The 16,130-nt window shown below is 69.9% G+C and carries 9 protein-coding genes; 5 read left to right on the forward strand and 4 right to left on the reverse strand.

Going from position 1 to position 16,130, the window contains the following annotated elements; genetic code table 11:
• The first annotated feature begins 78 nt into the window (after positions 1-78).
• Positions 79-453 (forward strand): metallothionein, encoded by a 375-nt coding sequence (locus GTY96_RS16705; protein ID WP_143902026.1) that lies wholly within the window; start codon positions 79-81, stop codon positions 451-453.
• A gap of 51 nt (positions 454-504) precedes the next feature.
• Here the strand turns inward: GTY96_RS16705 and GTY96_RS16710 are convergent, their stop codons facing one another.
• Complete coding sequence (locus GTY96_RS16710) at positions 505-1,116, reverse strand: zinc ribbon domain-containing protein (protein WP_143902024.1); 612 nt, start codon at positions 1,114-1,116, stop codon at positions 505-507.
• Positions 1,117-1,202: 86 nt separating this feature from the next.
• A complete protein-coding gene (gene nadA, locus GTY96_RS16715; RefSeq protein WP_143902022.1) occupies positions 1,203-2,135 on the reverse strand; it encodes a quinolinate synthase NadA in 933 nt (310 codons plus the stop codon).
• Between the two features lie 373 nt (positions 2,136-2,508).
• On the opposite strand from nadA, the gene GTY96_RS16720 reads away from it, so the two are divergent.
• The 4 genes from GTY96_RS16720 to GTY96_RS16735 all read left to right on the forward strand — a co-directional run bounded on the left by GTY96_RS16720 (position 2,509) and on the right by GTY96_RS16735 (position 10,253).
• Positions 2,509-4,971, forward strand: coding sequence for a PilZ domain-containing protein (locus GTY96_RS16720; protein WP_235685668.1), 2,463 nt, complete (start codon positions 2,509-2,511; stop codon positions 4,969-4,971).
• Complete coding sequence (locus GTY96_RS16725) at positions 4,971-5,756, forward strand: methyltransferase domain-containing protein (protein WP_186001913.1); 786 nt, start codon at positions 4,971-4,973, stop codon at positions 5,754-5,756. The genes GTY96_RS16720 and GTY96_RS16725 overlap by 1 nt, the downstream gene beginning before the upstream one ends.
• Positions 5,753-8,695 carry an ATP-binding protein gene (locus GTY96_RS16730; RefSeq protein ID WP_255442180.1) on the forward strand — a complete coding sequence of 981 codons (2,943 nt, stop codon included), beginning with the start codon at positions 5,753-5,755 and terminating at the stop codon, positions 8,693-8,695. The genes GTY96_RS16725 and GTY96_RS16730 overlap by 4 nt, the downstream gene beginning before the upstream one ends.
• Before the next feature lie 169 nt (positions 8,696-8,864).
• Positions 8,865-10,253 carry a peptide MFS transporter gene (locus GTY96_RS16735; protein ID WP_161665266.1) on the forward strand — a complete coding sequence of 463 codons (1,389 nt, stop codon included), beginning with the start codon at positions 8,865-8,867 and terminating at the stop codon, positions 10,251-10,253.
• Positions 10,254-11,353: 1,100 nt separating this feature from the next.
• On the opposite strand, the gene GTY96_RS16740 is transcribed toward GTY96_RS16735, so the two are convergent.
• Together GTY96_RS16740 and uvrA are read right to left on the reverse strand one after the other, a co-directional pair.
• Complete coding sequence (locus tag GTY96_RS16740) at positions 11,354-12,799, reverse strand: POT-type proton-dependent oligopeptide transporter (protein WP_161665267.1); 1,446 nt, start codon at positions 12,797-12,799, stop codon at positions 11,354-11,356.
• A gap of 23 nt (positions 12,800-12,822) precedes the next feature.
• Complete coding sequence (uvrA, locus tag GTY96_RS16745; RefSeq protein ID WP_143902014.1) at positions 12,823-15,696, reverse strand: excinuclease ABC subunit UvrA; 2,874 nt, start codon at positions 15,694-15,696, stop codon at positions 12,823-12,825.
• Positions 15,697-16,130 lie beyond the last annotated feature (434 nt).

Here is a 16,130-nt window from a genome sequence, read left to right on the forward strand (position 1 = left end):
GCCTTGGCAGGGGGAGTGGGCTGGGGTATAGGCCGGACTCGCGGGGGCCTTCACCGGTCCTCGCGAAGGAGAGCGGACATGGCACGCAGCGCGACGTTGATGACCGCGGGATTGCTGCTGGGCGGCCTGTGGCTGTTGCCCGCCACCGCCCATGCCTGCGAGGCCCACGCGAAGGCGACCGCCTCCCAGGACAAGGCCCCGCCCTCCGCGACGCCTCCCCAGGCGAAGCAGGACGAGGCGCCCCGCCCCCTGGAGGAGCTGGACCAGCTGCTGACCGCGAAGTGCTCGTGCGGCAGCAAGGCGGACTGCACCTGCAAGCGCGGCAAGTGCGAATGCTCGAAGTGCTCGGGCCGCGCCGCGCCGCGTCAGGTGACGGATGCGCTGCGCGGCCGTCCCGCGACGCAGGAACTCCAGCAGGCGCGCTACGACGCGTCCGCGGGCGTCTTCATCTGAAGTTGAAGTGAAGGTGCGTCACCGGGGCCCTCGCGTGGGCCCCGGACGGCTTCAGGCCGCGGTGCTGGACGAGCGGCCGCGCGGCGCGGGGGTTCCACCCTCGGCGACGAGCACGGGCCAGCCGCGCGCCATCGCCTCGCGGAAGAAGGCCGCCAGCTCGTACCGGCTGGTGTTCACCGCGCCCTGGAACGGGTCGATGAGGGCCTCCTCGCCCAGGCTCTGCTGCGAGGACAGCTGCACCGGGTGGCCGCAGCGCTCACAGCGGATGGACACCTGGCGCACCAGGGCGACCGGCACCGCGTAGCGGGCGCTGCACTCGCCGCACTTCCACACCAGGGCGCGCTCGCCTGCCTCCCGCCGCGCCAGCTGCTCCAGCTCGTCCGCCATGCGCAGGAGCGCCGGCAGGTCCTGGGGCGGCTGGGCGAAGACGGCGCTGGGGCCAAAGCCCTTGCCCGGCGAACCCAGCGCGGGCGGCCGGTCTCCCTGGAGCAGGGCGCGCATGCGGTCCCTGGCCTTCAGGTCGCGGAACTCGGCGCCGGCGAGGGCGCGCTCCACCGCCTCGAGCACCGGCGGCAGGTCCGGCTCGAGGCGTTCGTCGTCCGGCAGCGTCTTGGGGAAGTCCACCAGCCGGTGGGCAGGAATTGCGAGGAATCGGAAGGCCACGCTTCTTCCATGGCACTTGGGCCCGCCATCCGCAAGACGCGAGTTTCCAAACCTGGGACGCGGACGACAGTCCGCTGGACGCCTCGTCAGGCCGACCACTCCAGCATGCGCCGCAAGGGGGCGAGCGCCGCGTGCTGCAGGTCCGCCGGCAGCACCAGCTCCGGGGTCCGGTCCCGCATGCACCGGTAGAGCTTCTCCAGCGTGTTGAGGCGCATGTACGGGCACTCGTTGCACGCGCACCCGTTGTCCGGGGGGGCGGGAATGTACGTCTTGTCCGGCGCGCTCTTCTTCATCTGGTGGAGGATGCCGGCCTCCGTCACCACGATGAACTTCGACTTCGGGCTCTTCACCACGTGGTCCAGGATGGCCTTGGTGGACCCGATGAAGTCCGCGTGCCGCAGCACCTGCTGCTCGCACTCCGGATGGGCCACCACCTCCGCGTCCGGGTGCTCCACCTTCAGCCCCACCAGCTTCTTCTCACTGAAGATCTCGTGGACGATGCAGCTGCCCGGCCACAGCACCATGTCGCGCCCCGTCTCCTTCATCACGTGGCGCCCCAGGTGTTGATCCGGCGCGAAGAGGATGGGCCGGTCCTTCGGAATCTGGTTCACGATGCGGACCGCGTTGGACGACGTGCAGATGACGTCGCTCATCGCCTTCACCGCGGCGGAGCTGTTCACGTACGACACCACGAACGCGTCCGGGTGCTTGTCCTTGAAGGCCTTGAAGGCCGCGGGCGGACACCGGTCCGACAGCGAGCAGCCCGCCTTCAGGTCCGGCAGCAGCACCTGCCGGGTCGGATTGAGGATCTTCGCGGTCTCCGCCATGAAGTGCACGCCGCAGAAGACGATGACGTCCGCCTCCGTGCGCGCCGCGGCCTGGGCGAGCGCCAGGCTGTCGCCGACGAAGTCAGCCACGTCCTGCACTTCGCTCTCCTGGTAGTAGTGCGCCAGGATGACCGCGTTCATGGAGCGCTTCAGCTCCCGGATGCCGGCCTCGTAGTCCACCGTCTCGCCCATGGGGGGCCTCCTCGTCGCCCGCGCATTCTGTAACCGCCGCCCGACGCGGGGGCCAGCGCGCTCCACCACACCCCAGCCGTCCGGCCTACCCAGTAGGGGGTCCCGGATGACTCCGCGGCTTTAACCTATTCCGAAAAGTCTCTCACCCCCGCGTACATCACCTAATCCATGGGAGCAGGTAAAGTACGCGGTGGTTGTTTGCCGGCGGCTCACCGGGAGGGCGTCGCAGCGTGGCCGCTGGCAGCGGAAGAGCACCGGGCTCGGACACTCAAGACATGCGGATGGCGGGAACGGGGCGCGTGCGAGCCCCGCGTCGACGGGAATGGCGCCATGCACGGGCGCCGGAGTGGCTCTTGCGCGTCGGGAAAAATCCATGAGCGTGCCGACTCACGAAGTCCTCATCGTCCACCCCGACGAAGCGCGCCGTGGCGCGCTGGTGGCGGCGCTGGGCGCGCACCGGGTCGCGGCGGTGGGCTCGCAGTTGGAGGCCACGCGCCGCATGGAGTCCTCGGTGCCCACGTTGATCATCGCGCCCGCGGACAACGCGCGCCGCTTCCTGCGCCACGTGGACCGGGCCGCGCCGGAGGCCGTCTGCGTGTTCGTCTGCGCGCGGTCGGATCAGCAGGGGCTGGAGGAGTTGGTGGAGACGGCGGCGGAGGGCCACGTCTTCAGCACCGTGGACGACGCGCTGACGGAAGGGGAGCTGAGCGCGCGCCTGCGGGACATCCTCCAGCTGCGCGCCTCCACGCGCGTGTCGCTGGACGCGGGCATGCGGGTGGACTTCCTGCTGCACGGGCGGTCCTTCGTCGCGGAGTGCCAGGACCTGGGCCACTTCGGCGCCGCGCTGCTCGTGCCCATGGACGCGTCGATGGCGGCCTTCCTTCCGGGGACGCCCCTGGAGGGGCTGTCCATGGTTCGCGACGGACGCCCCGTGCTGCACGTGGCCCGCGCGTACGTGCGCCACGCCACGCCCGTCCAGCAGGGGCCACAGGCCTTCCTTCGCGTGGGCCTCTCCTGGCGGCCCGGACCCGGCGAGGCCACGGCGGCCCCGCCGCGCACGCTGCGGGACCCGGTGGCCGTGCAGGCCGCGCTGCGCAAGGCGCTCCGGCGGGAGCTGCCCCTGTGGTTGCACCCTCCGGACCGCCAGGCGGCGCACTTCCGGTTGGAGTCCGCCGCGGTGGAGGCGTCGGAGGAGCGCGGGCACCTGCGCGGTCAGGTCTCCCCGGCGATGCCCACGAGCGTGGGCGAGGTGGTCCACCTCTCCTTCGAGATGGGCGGTCAGCGCTACACGGGCGTCACCAGCATGCTCCACGTCGCGCGGGACGGCGTGGTGTTGGGGCTGCCCCGTTCGCTGTCGGTGGAGAACCGGCGCGACCAGCAGCGCTTCCGCCCCAGCGCGCACCACCGCTTCCTCGTGCGCTTCACCTCGCCCTTCGGCGGCCAGCGCATCACCCGCGCGGTGCTGGACCTGGGCGCGCGCGGCTTCGCCTTCCCCATCGACGCGTCGTGCGAGGTGCTGCCCGCGGGCTCGCACCTGGACACCACGCTGCTGCTGCCGGACGGCACGGAGGTGGCGTGCCGGGTGGAGGTGCGCTCGGTGGACGTCGTCCCCTTCGAGGCCCGGCATGATCAGCGCCTCAGGCCCTACCGCTGTGGGGTGCGCATCCTGGACATGCCGCGGACGGTGCGCGACGCCATCGTGGACGCGTTCGTGTCGGCGCGGGCGCCCCAGGTGAAGGACGGCACGGAGTTCCGCTTCCCGGACCTCTGGCGGATGATGGAGGACGCCCGCTACACCTTCCACCCGGACCACCCGTTCGGCGAGGAGTCCCGCGTCCTGCCCGTCCTGGAAGCCACCCACGAACGACTGGGCCGCGCGCGCGACCTGGGGCGCTCGCTCGTCTTCACGGACCCGCACCGGCTCCTGGGGCACGTCAACGGCCTGCGCATGTACTCCGGCACCTGGCTGGTGCAGCACCTGGCCGTGCTGCCGGGGGTCCGGCGGGGCGAGCAGATCTCCAGTGAGCTGACGTCGCTGGCGGTGGAGGTGGGCGAGGCGATGGAGGACGTGGAGTTCATCCGCTACATGTGGCGCACCGACAACCGCTGGCCGCACCGGCTGGGGACCTGGCTGGCGCGCGTGCTGGAGGGCCAGGGGCTGTGTCACCTGCGCCAGTTCCACTACCTGCGCGCGGACCTGGGGCCCAGGCCGGTCGCGGCGGAGCGGGTGCTGCCAGCCGTGCGCGAGGCGGGGCCGGAGGATCGCCAGTGGCTGGAGTCGTACCTGCGCCGTCGCGGGGAGATGGTGCGCCTGCTCAGCGAGGACCTGCGCGCGGACCCGGGCGCCGAGTCCGCCCTGGGCGACCGCTTCCGGAGGGCGGGGCTGCACCGGGAGCGGCGCATGTTCGTGGTGGACGGGGCGGCGGGGCCGGTCGCGATGGCGCTCCAGGAGGAGGCGACGCCCGGCCTGAGCCTCATCGAAGTCACCAACGGGTTCAACCTGGTGGTCGCGGACCGCGAGCACCCCCTGACGCGCGACGCGGTGGCGGCGCTGGCGGGGCGGTGCATGGCGCACGCGCTCGAACGGGGCCGGCGCTCGGCGCTGGGCATGGTGGACGCGCTGGACGTGCCGGTGCTGCGCGAGGCGGGGTTCGTGGACCAGGGCTGCTTCTCCGAGTGGACCTTCCACCGCTCCATGGTGCGGCGCTGGTGCGAGGCCTGGCGCTCGCTCTTCGAGCGGCAGGTGCCCACCCGGCGCGCGCCGCACCGGTCCCCGGTCCCGGCCGCGTCCCCGTCCCCGTCCCCGGTCCCGGCGCATGATCAGGAGGCGCGGTGATGTACCTGATGGAATCCGCTGACGAGTCCCGCCGCCTCTGGGAGCAGCAGCAGGCCCAGGACACGCGCGCGATGCTCCACCGCACGGGCCTCAAGCTGGGGCACCGGGCGCTGGACGCGGGCTGCGGCCCGGGAGGCATCGCCGAGTTGATGGCGGAGGTGGTGGGGGAGGGCGGCCATGTCACCGGCGTGGACCTTCACGCGGGCCGCATCGACGAGGCGCGGGCGCGCAATGGCCAGCGGCCCCACCTGTCCTTCGTCCAGGCGGATGTGCGCACCACGGGCCTGCCTTCGGACGCCTTCGACTACGTGTGGAGTCAGTACGTCTTCGAATACCTGCCGGACCGGAGCGTGGCGCTCGCGGAGCTGGTCCGCGTGACGCGGCCGGGGGGCCGGGTCGTGGTGTCCGACATCGACGGGCTGGGCTTCCAGAACTGGCCGTTCCCGGAGGCCCTGCGCGAAGGCACGCAGCGCATCGTGGAGGCGCTGGAGGCGCGGGGGTTCGACCTGTACGTGGGGCGCAAGCTCTACTCGGAGTTCCGCCGCGCGGGGCTGACCGACCTGCGCGTGCACCTGATGCCCTTCTACCTGGCGCCGGGCGCCGCGGAGGCGCGGCTGCTGCGCGACTGGAAGACGCGCTTCGAGGCCCTGGCGCCGGTGGCCGTGCCCGCCCTGGGCGGCCCCGCCGCCTATCAGGCGCACTGCGAGGCGTTCCTGGAGATGCTGGCGGACCCGGAGGGACTGAAATATGCGGTGACGCTGGTCACCGAAGGAACCAAAACGTGAGTGGACGCCTGCCGGCGGTGAAGGTGCAGGACGTGTCGCCGGACAACGCCCCGGAGGTGAGCGTCCGCGCCACGTCCACGCTGCTGCTGTACTTCGAACACCGCTACGGCGCCGAGCGCCTGGCGAAGGTGTGGCGCGAGCACGGGTTCAGCCTGGGGCTGGACTACATGCGCACGCCGACGAACTACGTCTCGCTGCGCTTCCTGGAGCGCGCCGCGGCGGCGCTGCGCGAGGAGTCCGGCGACTCGCGCTTCATGCGCGAGGCGGGCCTGTTCACCGCGTCACCGCAGGCGCTGGGCTTCGTCTTCTACATGCTGCGCGCCTTCGGCTCCCCCAAGGCCTGCTACAAACAGACCATCGACTTCTCCCCCAGCTACAACCGGGTGGGCATGTTCACGGTGGACCTGCTGGAGCACAAGCGGCTCAAGCTGTCCTACCGCAGCAGCACCCCGGAGCAGACCCGCAACATCTGCGAGCTGCGCATGGGGCAGTTCGCGTCCTTCCCCACCATCTGGGGCCTGGCCCCCGCGGAGGTGCGCGAGACGGAGTGCCAGGTGCTGGGCGGCGAGGCGTGCCGCTATCACCTCACCTGGACGGATCCGCCCACGCTCTGGGGGCACTACCTGGGCCTCCTGCTGGGCATGGTGAGCGGGCTGCTGGCCACGCACCTGGGCTGGGGGGACGCGCTCTTCTCCGTGACGTCGCTGGGCGTGGGCGGCTTCGCGCTGGGCGGGTGGCTGGACCGGCGGCGCGAGCTCAAGCGCAAGGACGAGCTGCTCGCCGCGCAGGCGCAGGCGAACATGGGCTCGCTGCGCGAGCTGCAGCAGCGCTACGACGAGGTCTTCGGCAGCAACGTGGCGTTGGAGGACCGCGTGGCGGCGCGCACGCGGGAGCTGTCGGAAGCCAACGCGAAGCTGGAGGCGGCGCTCATCAAGCAGCGCGAGCAGGACCGGCTGAAGACGGAGTTCTTCGACAACGTGAGCCACGAGCTGCGCACCCCGCTCACGCTCATCCTCCTGTCGCTGGACGCGCTCCAGAAGGAGCCGGAGTCGCTGCCCACGTCGGTGCGCCAGCAGCTGACGACGCTGGACCGCAGCACGCAGCGGCTCCTGCGCCTCATCGACAACCTGCTCAACCTGGCGCAGCTGGAGGCGGGCAAGGTGCGCCTGCGCTACCAGCCGCTGGAGCTGCACGCCTTCCTCACGTCGCAGCTGTTGCCCTTCCGCTCCGTGGCGGAGAAGCAGGGGCTGAACCTCACGCTGGAGGGCGGGCCGCTGTCCCCGGTGCACGTGGACGTGGAGCGCATCGAGGGCGTGTTCCACAACCTGGTGTCCAACGCGCTCAAGTTCACGCCGCCCGGGGGCAGCATCGCCGTGCGCCTGCGCGAGGACGAGGCCAGCGTGCACGTGGAGGTGGTGGACACCGGCCAGGGCATGGCGCCCGCGGACCTGTCCGTCATCTTCGACCGCTTCGCCCAGGCGGACACGTCCGGCACGCGGCGCTTCGGAGGCAGCGGCATTGGCCTGGCGCTGGTGAAGGAGACGCTGGAGCTGCACTCGGGCGGCATCGAGGTGTCGAGCACGCCGGGCCAGGGCAGCAGCTTCCGCGTGCGGCTGCCCAAGGGCACCCAGCACCTGCGCGAGGACCTGCGCGAGCGCCGGGTCACGGACCTGCCCGCGCGCCGGGAGCGCCGCAGCTCCGGCCGCTTCGCCACCGTGCTGGCCGCCACCGTCGCGGGGACGCAGCGCCCCACGGAGCCGCAGGACCACACGCGCGCGGACTCCAAGGCCCCCCGCATCCTGGTGGTGGAGGACGACGCGGAGATCCGCGCCTTCATCGCGGACATCCTCGCGCCCAGCTACCGGGTGCTGGAGGCGGCGAACGGCGAGGAGGGCGTGCGCAGGGCGCTGGAGGAGCGGCCGGACCTGGTGGTGTCGGACGTGATGATGCCGGTGCTGTCCGGCCTCAACCTGCTGGTGCAGCTGCGCGCCCATGCGCAGACGGTGGACCTGCCCGTCATCCTGCTCACCGCGCGCCAGGAGGTGGCCGCCAAGGTGGAGGCCCTGGGCGCGGGCGCCAATGACTACCTGGGCAAGCCCTTCAGCCCGCGAGAGCTGCTGGCGCGCGTGGAGACGCAGCTGCGTCTGCGCGAGGCGGCGGTGCGCGCGGCGGAGAACGAGCGGCTGGCGGCCATCGGCCTGCTCACCTCCGGCTTCGCGCACGAGGTGCGAAACCCGCTCAACGGGCTGATGAACGCGCTCATCCCGCTGAAGGACGTGCTCCAGGGCCGGCAGTCCGGCGGCGACCCGAACATGGGGCCGGCGATGCTGGAGGTGATGGAGGAGTGCGGCCAGCGGATCCGCCACCTGGCGGAGTCGCTCCTGTCCTTCGTGCGCACGGCGGAGAAGCCCGTGGCGGTGCGGTTGGATCAGGCGCTCGACTCCACGCTCAGCGTGCTGGGCTGGCGCATCCCCCCGGACGTGGTGGTGGAGCGCGCCTACCAGTGCGCGGATCCCATCTGGGGCGACCCCGGCATGCTCAACCAGGTGTGGCTCAACCTGTTGGACAACGCCCTGCGCGCGGTGGGCTCCACCGGTCGCGTGCTGGTGGAGACGGCGCAGGAGGGCGACGAGGCGCGCGTCACCATCGTGGACACCGGGGTGGGCATCCGCCCGGAGGACCTGGAGCGGCTCTTCCAGCCCTTCTTCTCCACCCGCGCGGCCGGTGAGGGCACCGGCCTGGGGCTGGCGCTCAGCCGTCGCATCGTCCTGCAGCACGGCGGACGCATCCACATCTCCAGCCAGATGGGGCAGGGCACGCGGGTGGAGGTGCGGCTGCCCCTGCGCCCGGCGCACGCGGAGCCGCTGGCGGCGACCTCCACCCTTGGTGCGGGTGCCGGGACGTCAGGCTGGGGGCGCTGGTCGCGGCGCATCAGCTGACGCACGCGGCCACGGGACGGGAGACACGGGGGCCCGAGGGGCTGCTCGCGCAGGGAGCGGGAATTCCCCTGCACGCGCGGTGTCCTCTGTCCTCGCTGTTGGCATGACTCTGTTACAGTCGCGCGTCTTTCGTTCCCCCTCACAAGAATCCGTTCGAGGAACTCACGGCATGCAAAGCACCGTCGCCGCGGGCGAGGCCCGCAAGGGGCATCCCCCGGGCCTCTACCTGTTGTTCGCCACCGAGATGTGGGAGCGCATGTCCTATTACGGCATGCGCGGCCTGTTGGTGCTCTTCCTCACCGACAAGGTGCGGGGCGGCTTTGGCTGGTCCGCGGCGGATGCGCTGGGCCTCTACGGCACGTACACGGGCCTCGTGTACCTGACGCCCATCCTGGGCGGCTACATCGCGGACCGCTACATCGGCCAGCGCAAGGCGGTGTTGTTGGGCGGTGTGCTGATGATCATCGGCCACCTGTTATTGGCCTTGCCAGGCGTCTCCATCTTCTACGCGGGCCTGGGCTTCCTCATCATCGGCAACGGCTTCTTCAAGCCGAACATCTCCACGATGGTGGGCGGGCTGTACCCCGCGGGGGACGGCCGGCGCGACGGTGCCTTCACCATCTTCTACATGGGCATCAACCTGGGCGCGGTGCTGGGCAACTTCATCTGCGGCACGCTGGGTGAGCGCGTGGGCTGGCACTGGGGCTTCGGGTCCGCGGGCGTGGGCATGGCCCTGGGCGTCATCATCTTCATGGCCTTCTCCCGCCGCCTGCTGGGCAACGTGGGCCTGGAGCCCGCGCCGCGTCCGCCCCCGTCGGTGACGGCGACGTCGGATGGCAAGCGCCACACCTTCTCCCGCGAGGAGTGGGATCGCATCATCGTCATCTTCATCATCGCGCTGTTCGTGGTGGCGTTCTGGACGGGCTTCGAGCAGGCGGGCGGCCTGATGAACCTCTACACGGACCAGAAGGTGGACCGGGTGATGTTCGGCTGGGAGGTGCCCACCACCTGGTTCCAGAACTTCAACTCCTTCTTCATCGTGGGGCTGGCGCCGCTGTTCGCGATGCTGTGGGGCGCGCTGGCGGCCCGAGGCAAGGACCTGAGCATCCCGGTGAAGATGTCGCTGGGCCTCATCTGCGTGGCGGTGGGCTTCGCCTTCATGCTGGGCGCCTCCAAGGAGAGCGCGGGCGACGGCAAGGCGGCGGCGTGGTGGGTCATCATGGCGTACCTGTTCCACACCATGGGCGAGCTGTGCCTGTCGCCGGTGGGCCTCTCCATGGTGAGCAAGGTGGCGCCCCAGCGCGTCACCTCCGCGATGATGGGCGTGTGGTTCCTGGCGAACGCGGTGGCCAACAAGCTGTCCGGCGTGCTGGGTGGCTACTCGGAGAAGATGGGTGAGTTCAGCGTGTTCCTCACCATCGTCATCGGCGCGGGGCTGGCGGGCGTCATCCTGCTGTTCCTCGCCCCCATGCTGAAGCGGATGATGCACGGCACGGATGAAGTGACGCCCGTGCCGGCCGACCCGCAGCACGGCGGCGCGGCGCACGCGGCCACCTGAGCCGGGCGGGACACCGCCTGAAACACCAACGCCGGAGCGCCCCTGGGGCGCTCCGGCGTTTTCCTTTGCCCGTCGCTGGCTGGGGGCCCGCGTTACGCCGGCTTGGGCTCCACCGCGGGCGTGCGGCCGTCCACTGGAGTTGCTTCCGTGATGTGGGAACTTAATAGATACGACTGGAGAAGCCTTCGGGCTCAGGGAACGGCCGATCGTGTTCCCGAAGCAATCATGGAGCTGGTCCGGGCCAAGACCCAGGAGGAGGCGGAAGGCGCCTACTGGAAGATCGACAACACGGTTGTTGTTCAGGGCGCATTGCACGAATCAGCCGTGCCGACAGCCAGGTGCCTCGTCATCGGACTGCCGCAATGTACCGCGGCAGCCCGTCCCCGAGTTCTGGAGCTCCTTGTTCAGCTGGCTGGGGGGGAGCCCTCGCCAGACGAGGTGGCTCGGGGGAACGATTCTGTCGCCAGGGAGTGTGGTCGTGAGCTGTCTCTCGCCGCAGGATGCTTCCTTGCGCTCTTGGAGACTGGATCCGACGAAGAAGCGAGCTACTGCGTCGATCTGCTCGGCCTGTGCGCGAGGGAGCATCCCGGGCTTCGTTCTCGGGTTCACTGGTATCTCACCCGTTATGCTCAGAGCGTCTCGGATTCGCCCATGCGCCAGCTTGTCGCATCGTGGATCGCAGAACTGGGTTGAAGGCTTCAGGCTTGAGGTGCCGTGCTGCGGCTCCCCTCGGCAGCCCGGAACTGGTGGATAGACTGCGCGTCCACCTCCCGCCTCGGCCTGCCCACGGCCTTGCTGCCGCGGGCGTTCCTGGTGGCCTTCACCCTGGCCAGAGTGGCGCGCACCCGGTCGCGGATCAGCTCTCGCTCGAACTCCGCGAGGCCGGCGATGAGGAATTCATGTCACGGGAACGACGGTGCTTCGCTGTTCCCAAGAACAACCAAGGACCAGCCCCCGGGGTCGCAGGCCCGCCTGGGCGCGGTGACGCCGCCGCTCGTCGGGCGTGATGAACAGCCGCGGCAGAGGAGCAGGAGCACGGGGAGAACCTTCGCCCCATGCTCACCCGGGGACGATGCCTCGGAGGGACTCTTCGCCCTGTCTCAGGCCGCGGGCTTCGCGGCTGCCGCCGGCGCGTGGCCAGCCACCGGGGCCCTCGCGTCCGTCTGGAAGTAGTCGTGCACGACGAAGCGGCGTGCCACCAGCGCCATGCCCACCGCGGCCACCAGCGCCATGCCCGCGTAGAAGAAGAACTGCCCCGCGCCGGTGAAGACGTTGAGCGCCGCGGCGATGGCCACCGCCACGTTGGCCAGCGTGTTCGTCACCAGCCAGACGCTCTGCACGGTGCCCTTCATCTCCCGGGGCGCCTGCGTGTACGCGAACTCCAGGCCCGTGGTGGACACGAGGATCTCCCCCACCGTCAGCACGATGTACGGCAACAACTGCCAGGTGATGTTCAGCGTGGCTCCGCCCTCCATCGCCACCTGGAAGAAGCCGGCGATGAGGAACGACACCGCGCCGAACACCAGCCCCAGGGGCATGCGCCGCAGCGGCGTCAGCTCCCAGCCCAGCCGCTGGGAGAGCGGGTAGATGACGGCGGTGAGGAACGGAATCAGCAACATCACCAGCAGCGGGTTGATGAACTGCATCTGGCTGGGCTGGAACACCAGGCTGCCCACGTGCGGATCCATCGAGCGCGCCTGCACCACCCAGGTGGACGCCTTCTGGTCGAACAACATCCAGAAGAAGGGGATGAAGGGCAGCATCAGCCCCGCCACCCGGAACACCGCCTTCACGCCCTCCACCGCCTCCGCCGGGTGCGTCGCCTTCGCGCGGTCCAGCCAGTGGCCCCCCCGGGGCGCGTCGCCCTTGAAGGCGCTGGCCACCACCTTGAGGAAGGAGTGCGGGTTGGGGCCCGTGGGCGGCACCAGCACGTAGTGCTTGCGGCCCGCCCAGAAGATGACCGTCGCCAGGAACATCAGCACGCCCGGCACGCCGAACGCCACCGCCGGCCCGAACTTCGTCATCAACAGCGGCACGAACAGCGACGCGAAGAACGAACCGAAGTTGATGGTCCAGTAGAAGATGGCGAAGACCTTCTTCACCAGGTGGCTGTTGCCCGCCGTGAACTGGTCACCCACCATCGCGGCGACGCACGGCTTGATGCCGCCGCTGCCCACCGCGATGAGCGTCAGGCCCGTGTAGAAGCCCGTGGCGTTGTCCTCGAAGAACGCCAGGCACGCGTGCCCCGCGCAATACACGAGGCTCAGCGCGAAGATGGTCTGGAACTTCCCGAAGAAGCGGTCCGCCAGGTAGCCACCGATGAGCGGAAAGAAGAACACCCCCGCCATGAACAGGTGGAACAGGCCCTTCGCCTGCGCCTCGCGCGCGCCCACGTCGGGCACGTGCGTGCGCAACAGGTAGTCGATGAAGAACACCGTCAGGATGTTCCGCATCCCGTAGAAGCTGAAGCGCTCGCAGGCCTCGTTCCCGATGATGTAGGGAATCTGGGGCGGGAAGCGGTTGGTCGGGGAGGAGGTCTCGGCCATGACCTCCACCCTACCGGGGCCCCTCAGGCCGCGTCCACGCGCTTGCCAATGCGGGCCCGGCGCGCCTTGCCCAGCACGTGCTTCAAGTAGCGGCCCGTGTGGCTGGCCTCCACCCGAGCGACCTGCTCCGGCGTGCCGGTGGCCAGCACCTGCCCGCCGCCCGCGCCGCCCTCCGGCCCCAGGTCGATGAGCCAGTCCGCGCTCTTGATGACATCCAGGTTGTGCTCGATGACGAGCACGCTGTTGCCCGCCTCCACCAGCCGGTTGAGCACGGAGAGCAGCTTGCGGATGTCCTCGAAGTGCAGGCCCGTGGTGGGCTCATCCAGGATGTAGAGCGTGCGGCCCGTCGCCACGCGCGCCAGCTCGCGCGCCAGCTTGATGCGCTGCGCCTCGCCGCCGGACAGGGTGGGGGAGGGCTGGCCCAGCCGCAGGTAGCCCAGGCCCACGTCACCCAGCGTCTGGAGCACGCGCATGATGTCCTTGTGCGCGCTGAAGTGGTCCATCGCCTCGCGCACGCTCAGGTCCAGCGTCTCCGCGATGTTCTTGCCCTTGTAGCGCACGCGCAGCGTCGCTTCGTTGAAGCGCTTGCCGTTGCAGACCTCGCACGGGACGTACACGTCCGCCAGGAAGTGCATCTCCACCAGCTTCACGCCGTCGCCCTCGCACGCCTCGCAGCGGCCGCCCTTGATGTTGAAGCTGAAGCGGCCCGGGCCGTAGCCGAACGTGCGCGCCTCCGGCGTCATCGCGAAGACCTCGCGGACGGCGTCGAACACCTTGGTGTACGTGGCCGGGTTGCTGCGCGGCGTGCGCCCGATGGGCCGCTGGTCGATGTCGATGACCTTGTCCAGGTGCTCCAGGCCCTTGATGGCCTTGTGCTTCCCCATGGGCTCGCGGCTGTCGTAGAGCGCCCGCGCCAGCGCCGGATACAGGATTTCATTGATGAGCGTGGACTTGCCCGCCCCGGACACGCCCGTCACCGCCGTGAAGATGCCCAGCGGGATGTCCGCGTCCACGTTCTTCAGGTTGTTCTCCGTCGCGCCCACGATGGAGATCTGATGCTTCGGGTTCGGCTCGCGGCGCGACTCGGGGATTTCAATCTCCTGACGCCCGGACAGGTACGCGCCGGTGAGGCTGTTCTCGTCCGCCATCACCTGCTTCGGCGTGCCCTGGGACACCACCTGCCCGCCCAGCTCGCCCGCGCCGGGACCGAAGTCCACCAGGTAGTCCGCCTCCTCCATCGTCTCCTCGTCGTGCTCCACGACGATGACGGAGTTGCCCAGGTCGCGCAGCCGCTTGAGCGTCGTCAGCAGCTTGCCGTTGTCGCGCTGGTGCAGGCCGATGGAGGGCTCGTCCAGGATGTAGATGACGCCCGTCAGCTCGCTGCCCATCTGCGACGCCAGCCGGATGCGCTGGCTCTCGCCGCCGGACAGCGTGGACGCGGTGCGGTCCAGCGTGAGGTAGCCCAGGCCCACGTCCACCAGGAAGGACAGGCGGCTGCGGATCTCCTTGAGCAGCTCCTGGGCGATCTTCTCCTCCTGCTTGCTCAAGTCCAGCTTCGTCAGGAACGCGCGCGTGTCCGTGATGGTCAGCCGGCTCAGCTCCACCAGCGTGCGCTCGTGCACCTTCACCGCGCGGCTCTCCGGGCGCAGGCGCTCGCCCTTGCAGGACGGGCAGGGCTTGTCGCTGAAGTACTTCTGGAGCTCCGCCTTGCGCGCCTCCGACGTCGTCGTCTTGAAGTTGCGCATGGTGCGCGCGAGCAGGCCCTCCCACTCCATGGTGTACTGGCCGCTGTCGCCCCACTGCACGGTGAAGGACTTGCCCTTCACGCCGTTCATCAGGACGTCCTTCTCCCGCTTGGACAGCTTCGCGTACGGCACGTCCAGGTCGATCTTGAACGCCCCCGCCAGGCTCTCCACGAAGTCCGCCGTCCAGCCCTCGCCCCGGTTCATGCCGCTGGCCCACGGCTCGATGGCGCCGTCGCGGATGCTGCGGCCCTGGTCCGGCACCAGCAGGTCCGCGTCCATCTCCGGCCGGGTGCCCAGGCCGTTGCAGTCCGTGCACATGCCCAGCGGGTTGTTGAAGGAGAACGACGCGGGCGTGAGGTCCCCGAAGGACAGGCCGCACGCGGGGCACGCGTTCAGCTCGCTCATCACGCGGTCGGACGCGGGCGTGCCCTTCTCATCCGTGATGATGAGCGTGCCCTTGCCCTCGCGCAGCGCCGTCTCCACGGAGTCCGTCAGGCGCGTGCGCAGGTCCGGCTTGAGCACCAGCCGGTCGATGACGAGCGCGATGTCGTGCTTGGACTTCTTGTCCAGCTCGATGCGCTCCTCCAGCTCCCGCAGCTTCCCGTCCACGCGCGCGCGGGAGAAGCCGCGCTTCTGCGCCTCCGCGAGCAGGTCCTTGTGCTCGCCCTTGCGGTTCGTGACGATGGGCGCCAGCACCTGCAGCTTGGTGCCCGCGGGCAGCTTCATGATCTCATCGACGATCTGCTGCGCGCTCTGCTTGCCCACCTTGCGGCCGCAGTTGGGGCAGTGCTGCACCCCGATGGAGGCGTAGAGCACGCGCAGGTAGTCGTGCACCTCCGTCACCGTGCCCACCGTGGAGCGCGGGTTGTTGCTGGCCGCCTTCTGCTCGATGGAGATGGTGGGCGACAGGCCCCGCAGCGTGTCGTAGCGGGGCTTCTCCATCTGCCCCAGGAACTGGCGGGCATAAGAGGAGAGGCTCTCCACGTAGCGGCGCTGGCCTTCCGCATAGAGCGTGTCGAACGCGAGCGAGCTCTTGCCGGAGCCCGACACGCCGGTGAACACCACGAGCTTCTTCTTCGGGATGTCCAGGGAGACGGTCTTGAGGTTGTGCTCCCTGGCACCACGGATGGAGATGACGTCGGGCTCGGACATGGGGGCGCGCTTTATCACTGAAAGGGTGTTCCGGTGCACGCAAAGGCGTACGCCCGGGAGGATTCTGGGGGAACACCGGGCGCCGCCCCCCGCATCCCTCCGTCCAGGCCAGCGCGCGGCCGTCCTGCACACACCACCGCCCCCTCCCAGCCGTCTCACGGCACACGAGGGCAGGAGGTCGGTGAAGCAGCCACCGTTTGTGAAGCTTTTTCAGTCGATTCCACGAAATGTCGAATCGCACGTTTTGCTTGTTTAGGGTCGTTCCCTTGAGTGGGCGCCTGTTTGCCGTGTTGGCGGTGTGACGTCGCCTCGTTGGAGCGCCCAGGCACCTGGGTTGCACCTTTCCACGACGGCCGGATCCACGTGCAGGGCTGAGTGGGGGGACACCGGTGCCGTATGTGGGAAAGACGGGACTCCGTATGCGTGGACTGCGA

This window comes from Corallococcus silvisoli (assembly GCF_009909145.1).
Taxonomy (GTDB): Bacteria; Myxococcota; Myxococcia; order Myxococcales; family Myxococcaceae; genus Corallococcus; species Corallococcus silvisoli.

What these genes read in the sequence shown, in the direction of transcription:
- GTY96_RS16705 (WP_143902026.1), top strand. Translation starts at nt 79, where the DNA reads ATGGCACGCAGCGCGACGTTGATGACCGCGGGATTGCTGCTGGGCGGC.
- nadA (WP_143902022.1), bottom strand. Translation starts at nt 2,135, where the DNA reads ATGGGCGAGACGGTGGACTACGAGGCCGGCATCCGGGAGCTGAAGCGC.
- GTY96_RS16720 (WP_235685668.1), top strand. Translation starts at nt 2,509, where the DNA reads ATGAGCGTGCCGACTCACGAAGTCCTCATCGTCCACCCCGACGAAGCG.
- GTY96_RS16725 (WP_186001913.1), top strand. Translation starts at nt 4,971, where the DNA reads ATGTACCTGATGGAATCCGCTGACGAGTCCCGCCGCCTCTGGGAGCAG.
- GTY96_RS16735 (WP_161665266.1), top strand. Translation starts at nt 8,865, where the DNA reads ATGCAAAGCACCGTCGCCGCGGGCGAGGCCCGCAAGGGGCATCCCCCG.
- GTY96_RS16740 (WP_161665267.1), bottom strand. Translation starts at nt 12,799, where the DNA reads ATGGCCGAGACCTCCTCCCCGACCAACCGCTTCCCGCCCCAGATTCCC.
- uvrA (WP_143902014.1), bottom strand. Translation starts at nt 15,696, where the DNA reads ATGTCCGAGCCCGACGTCATCTCCATCCGTGGTGCCAGGGAGCACAAC.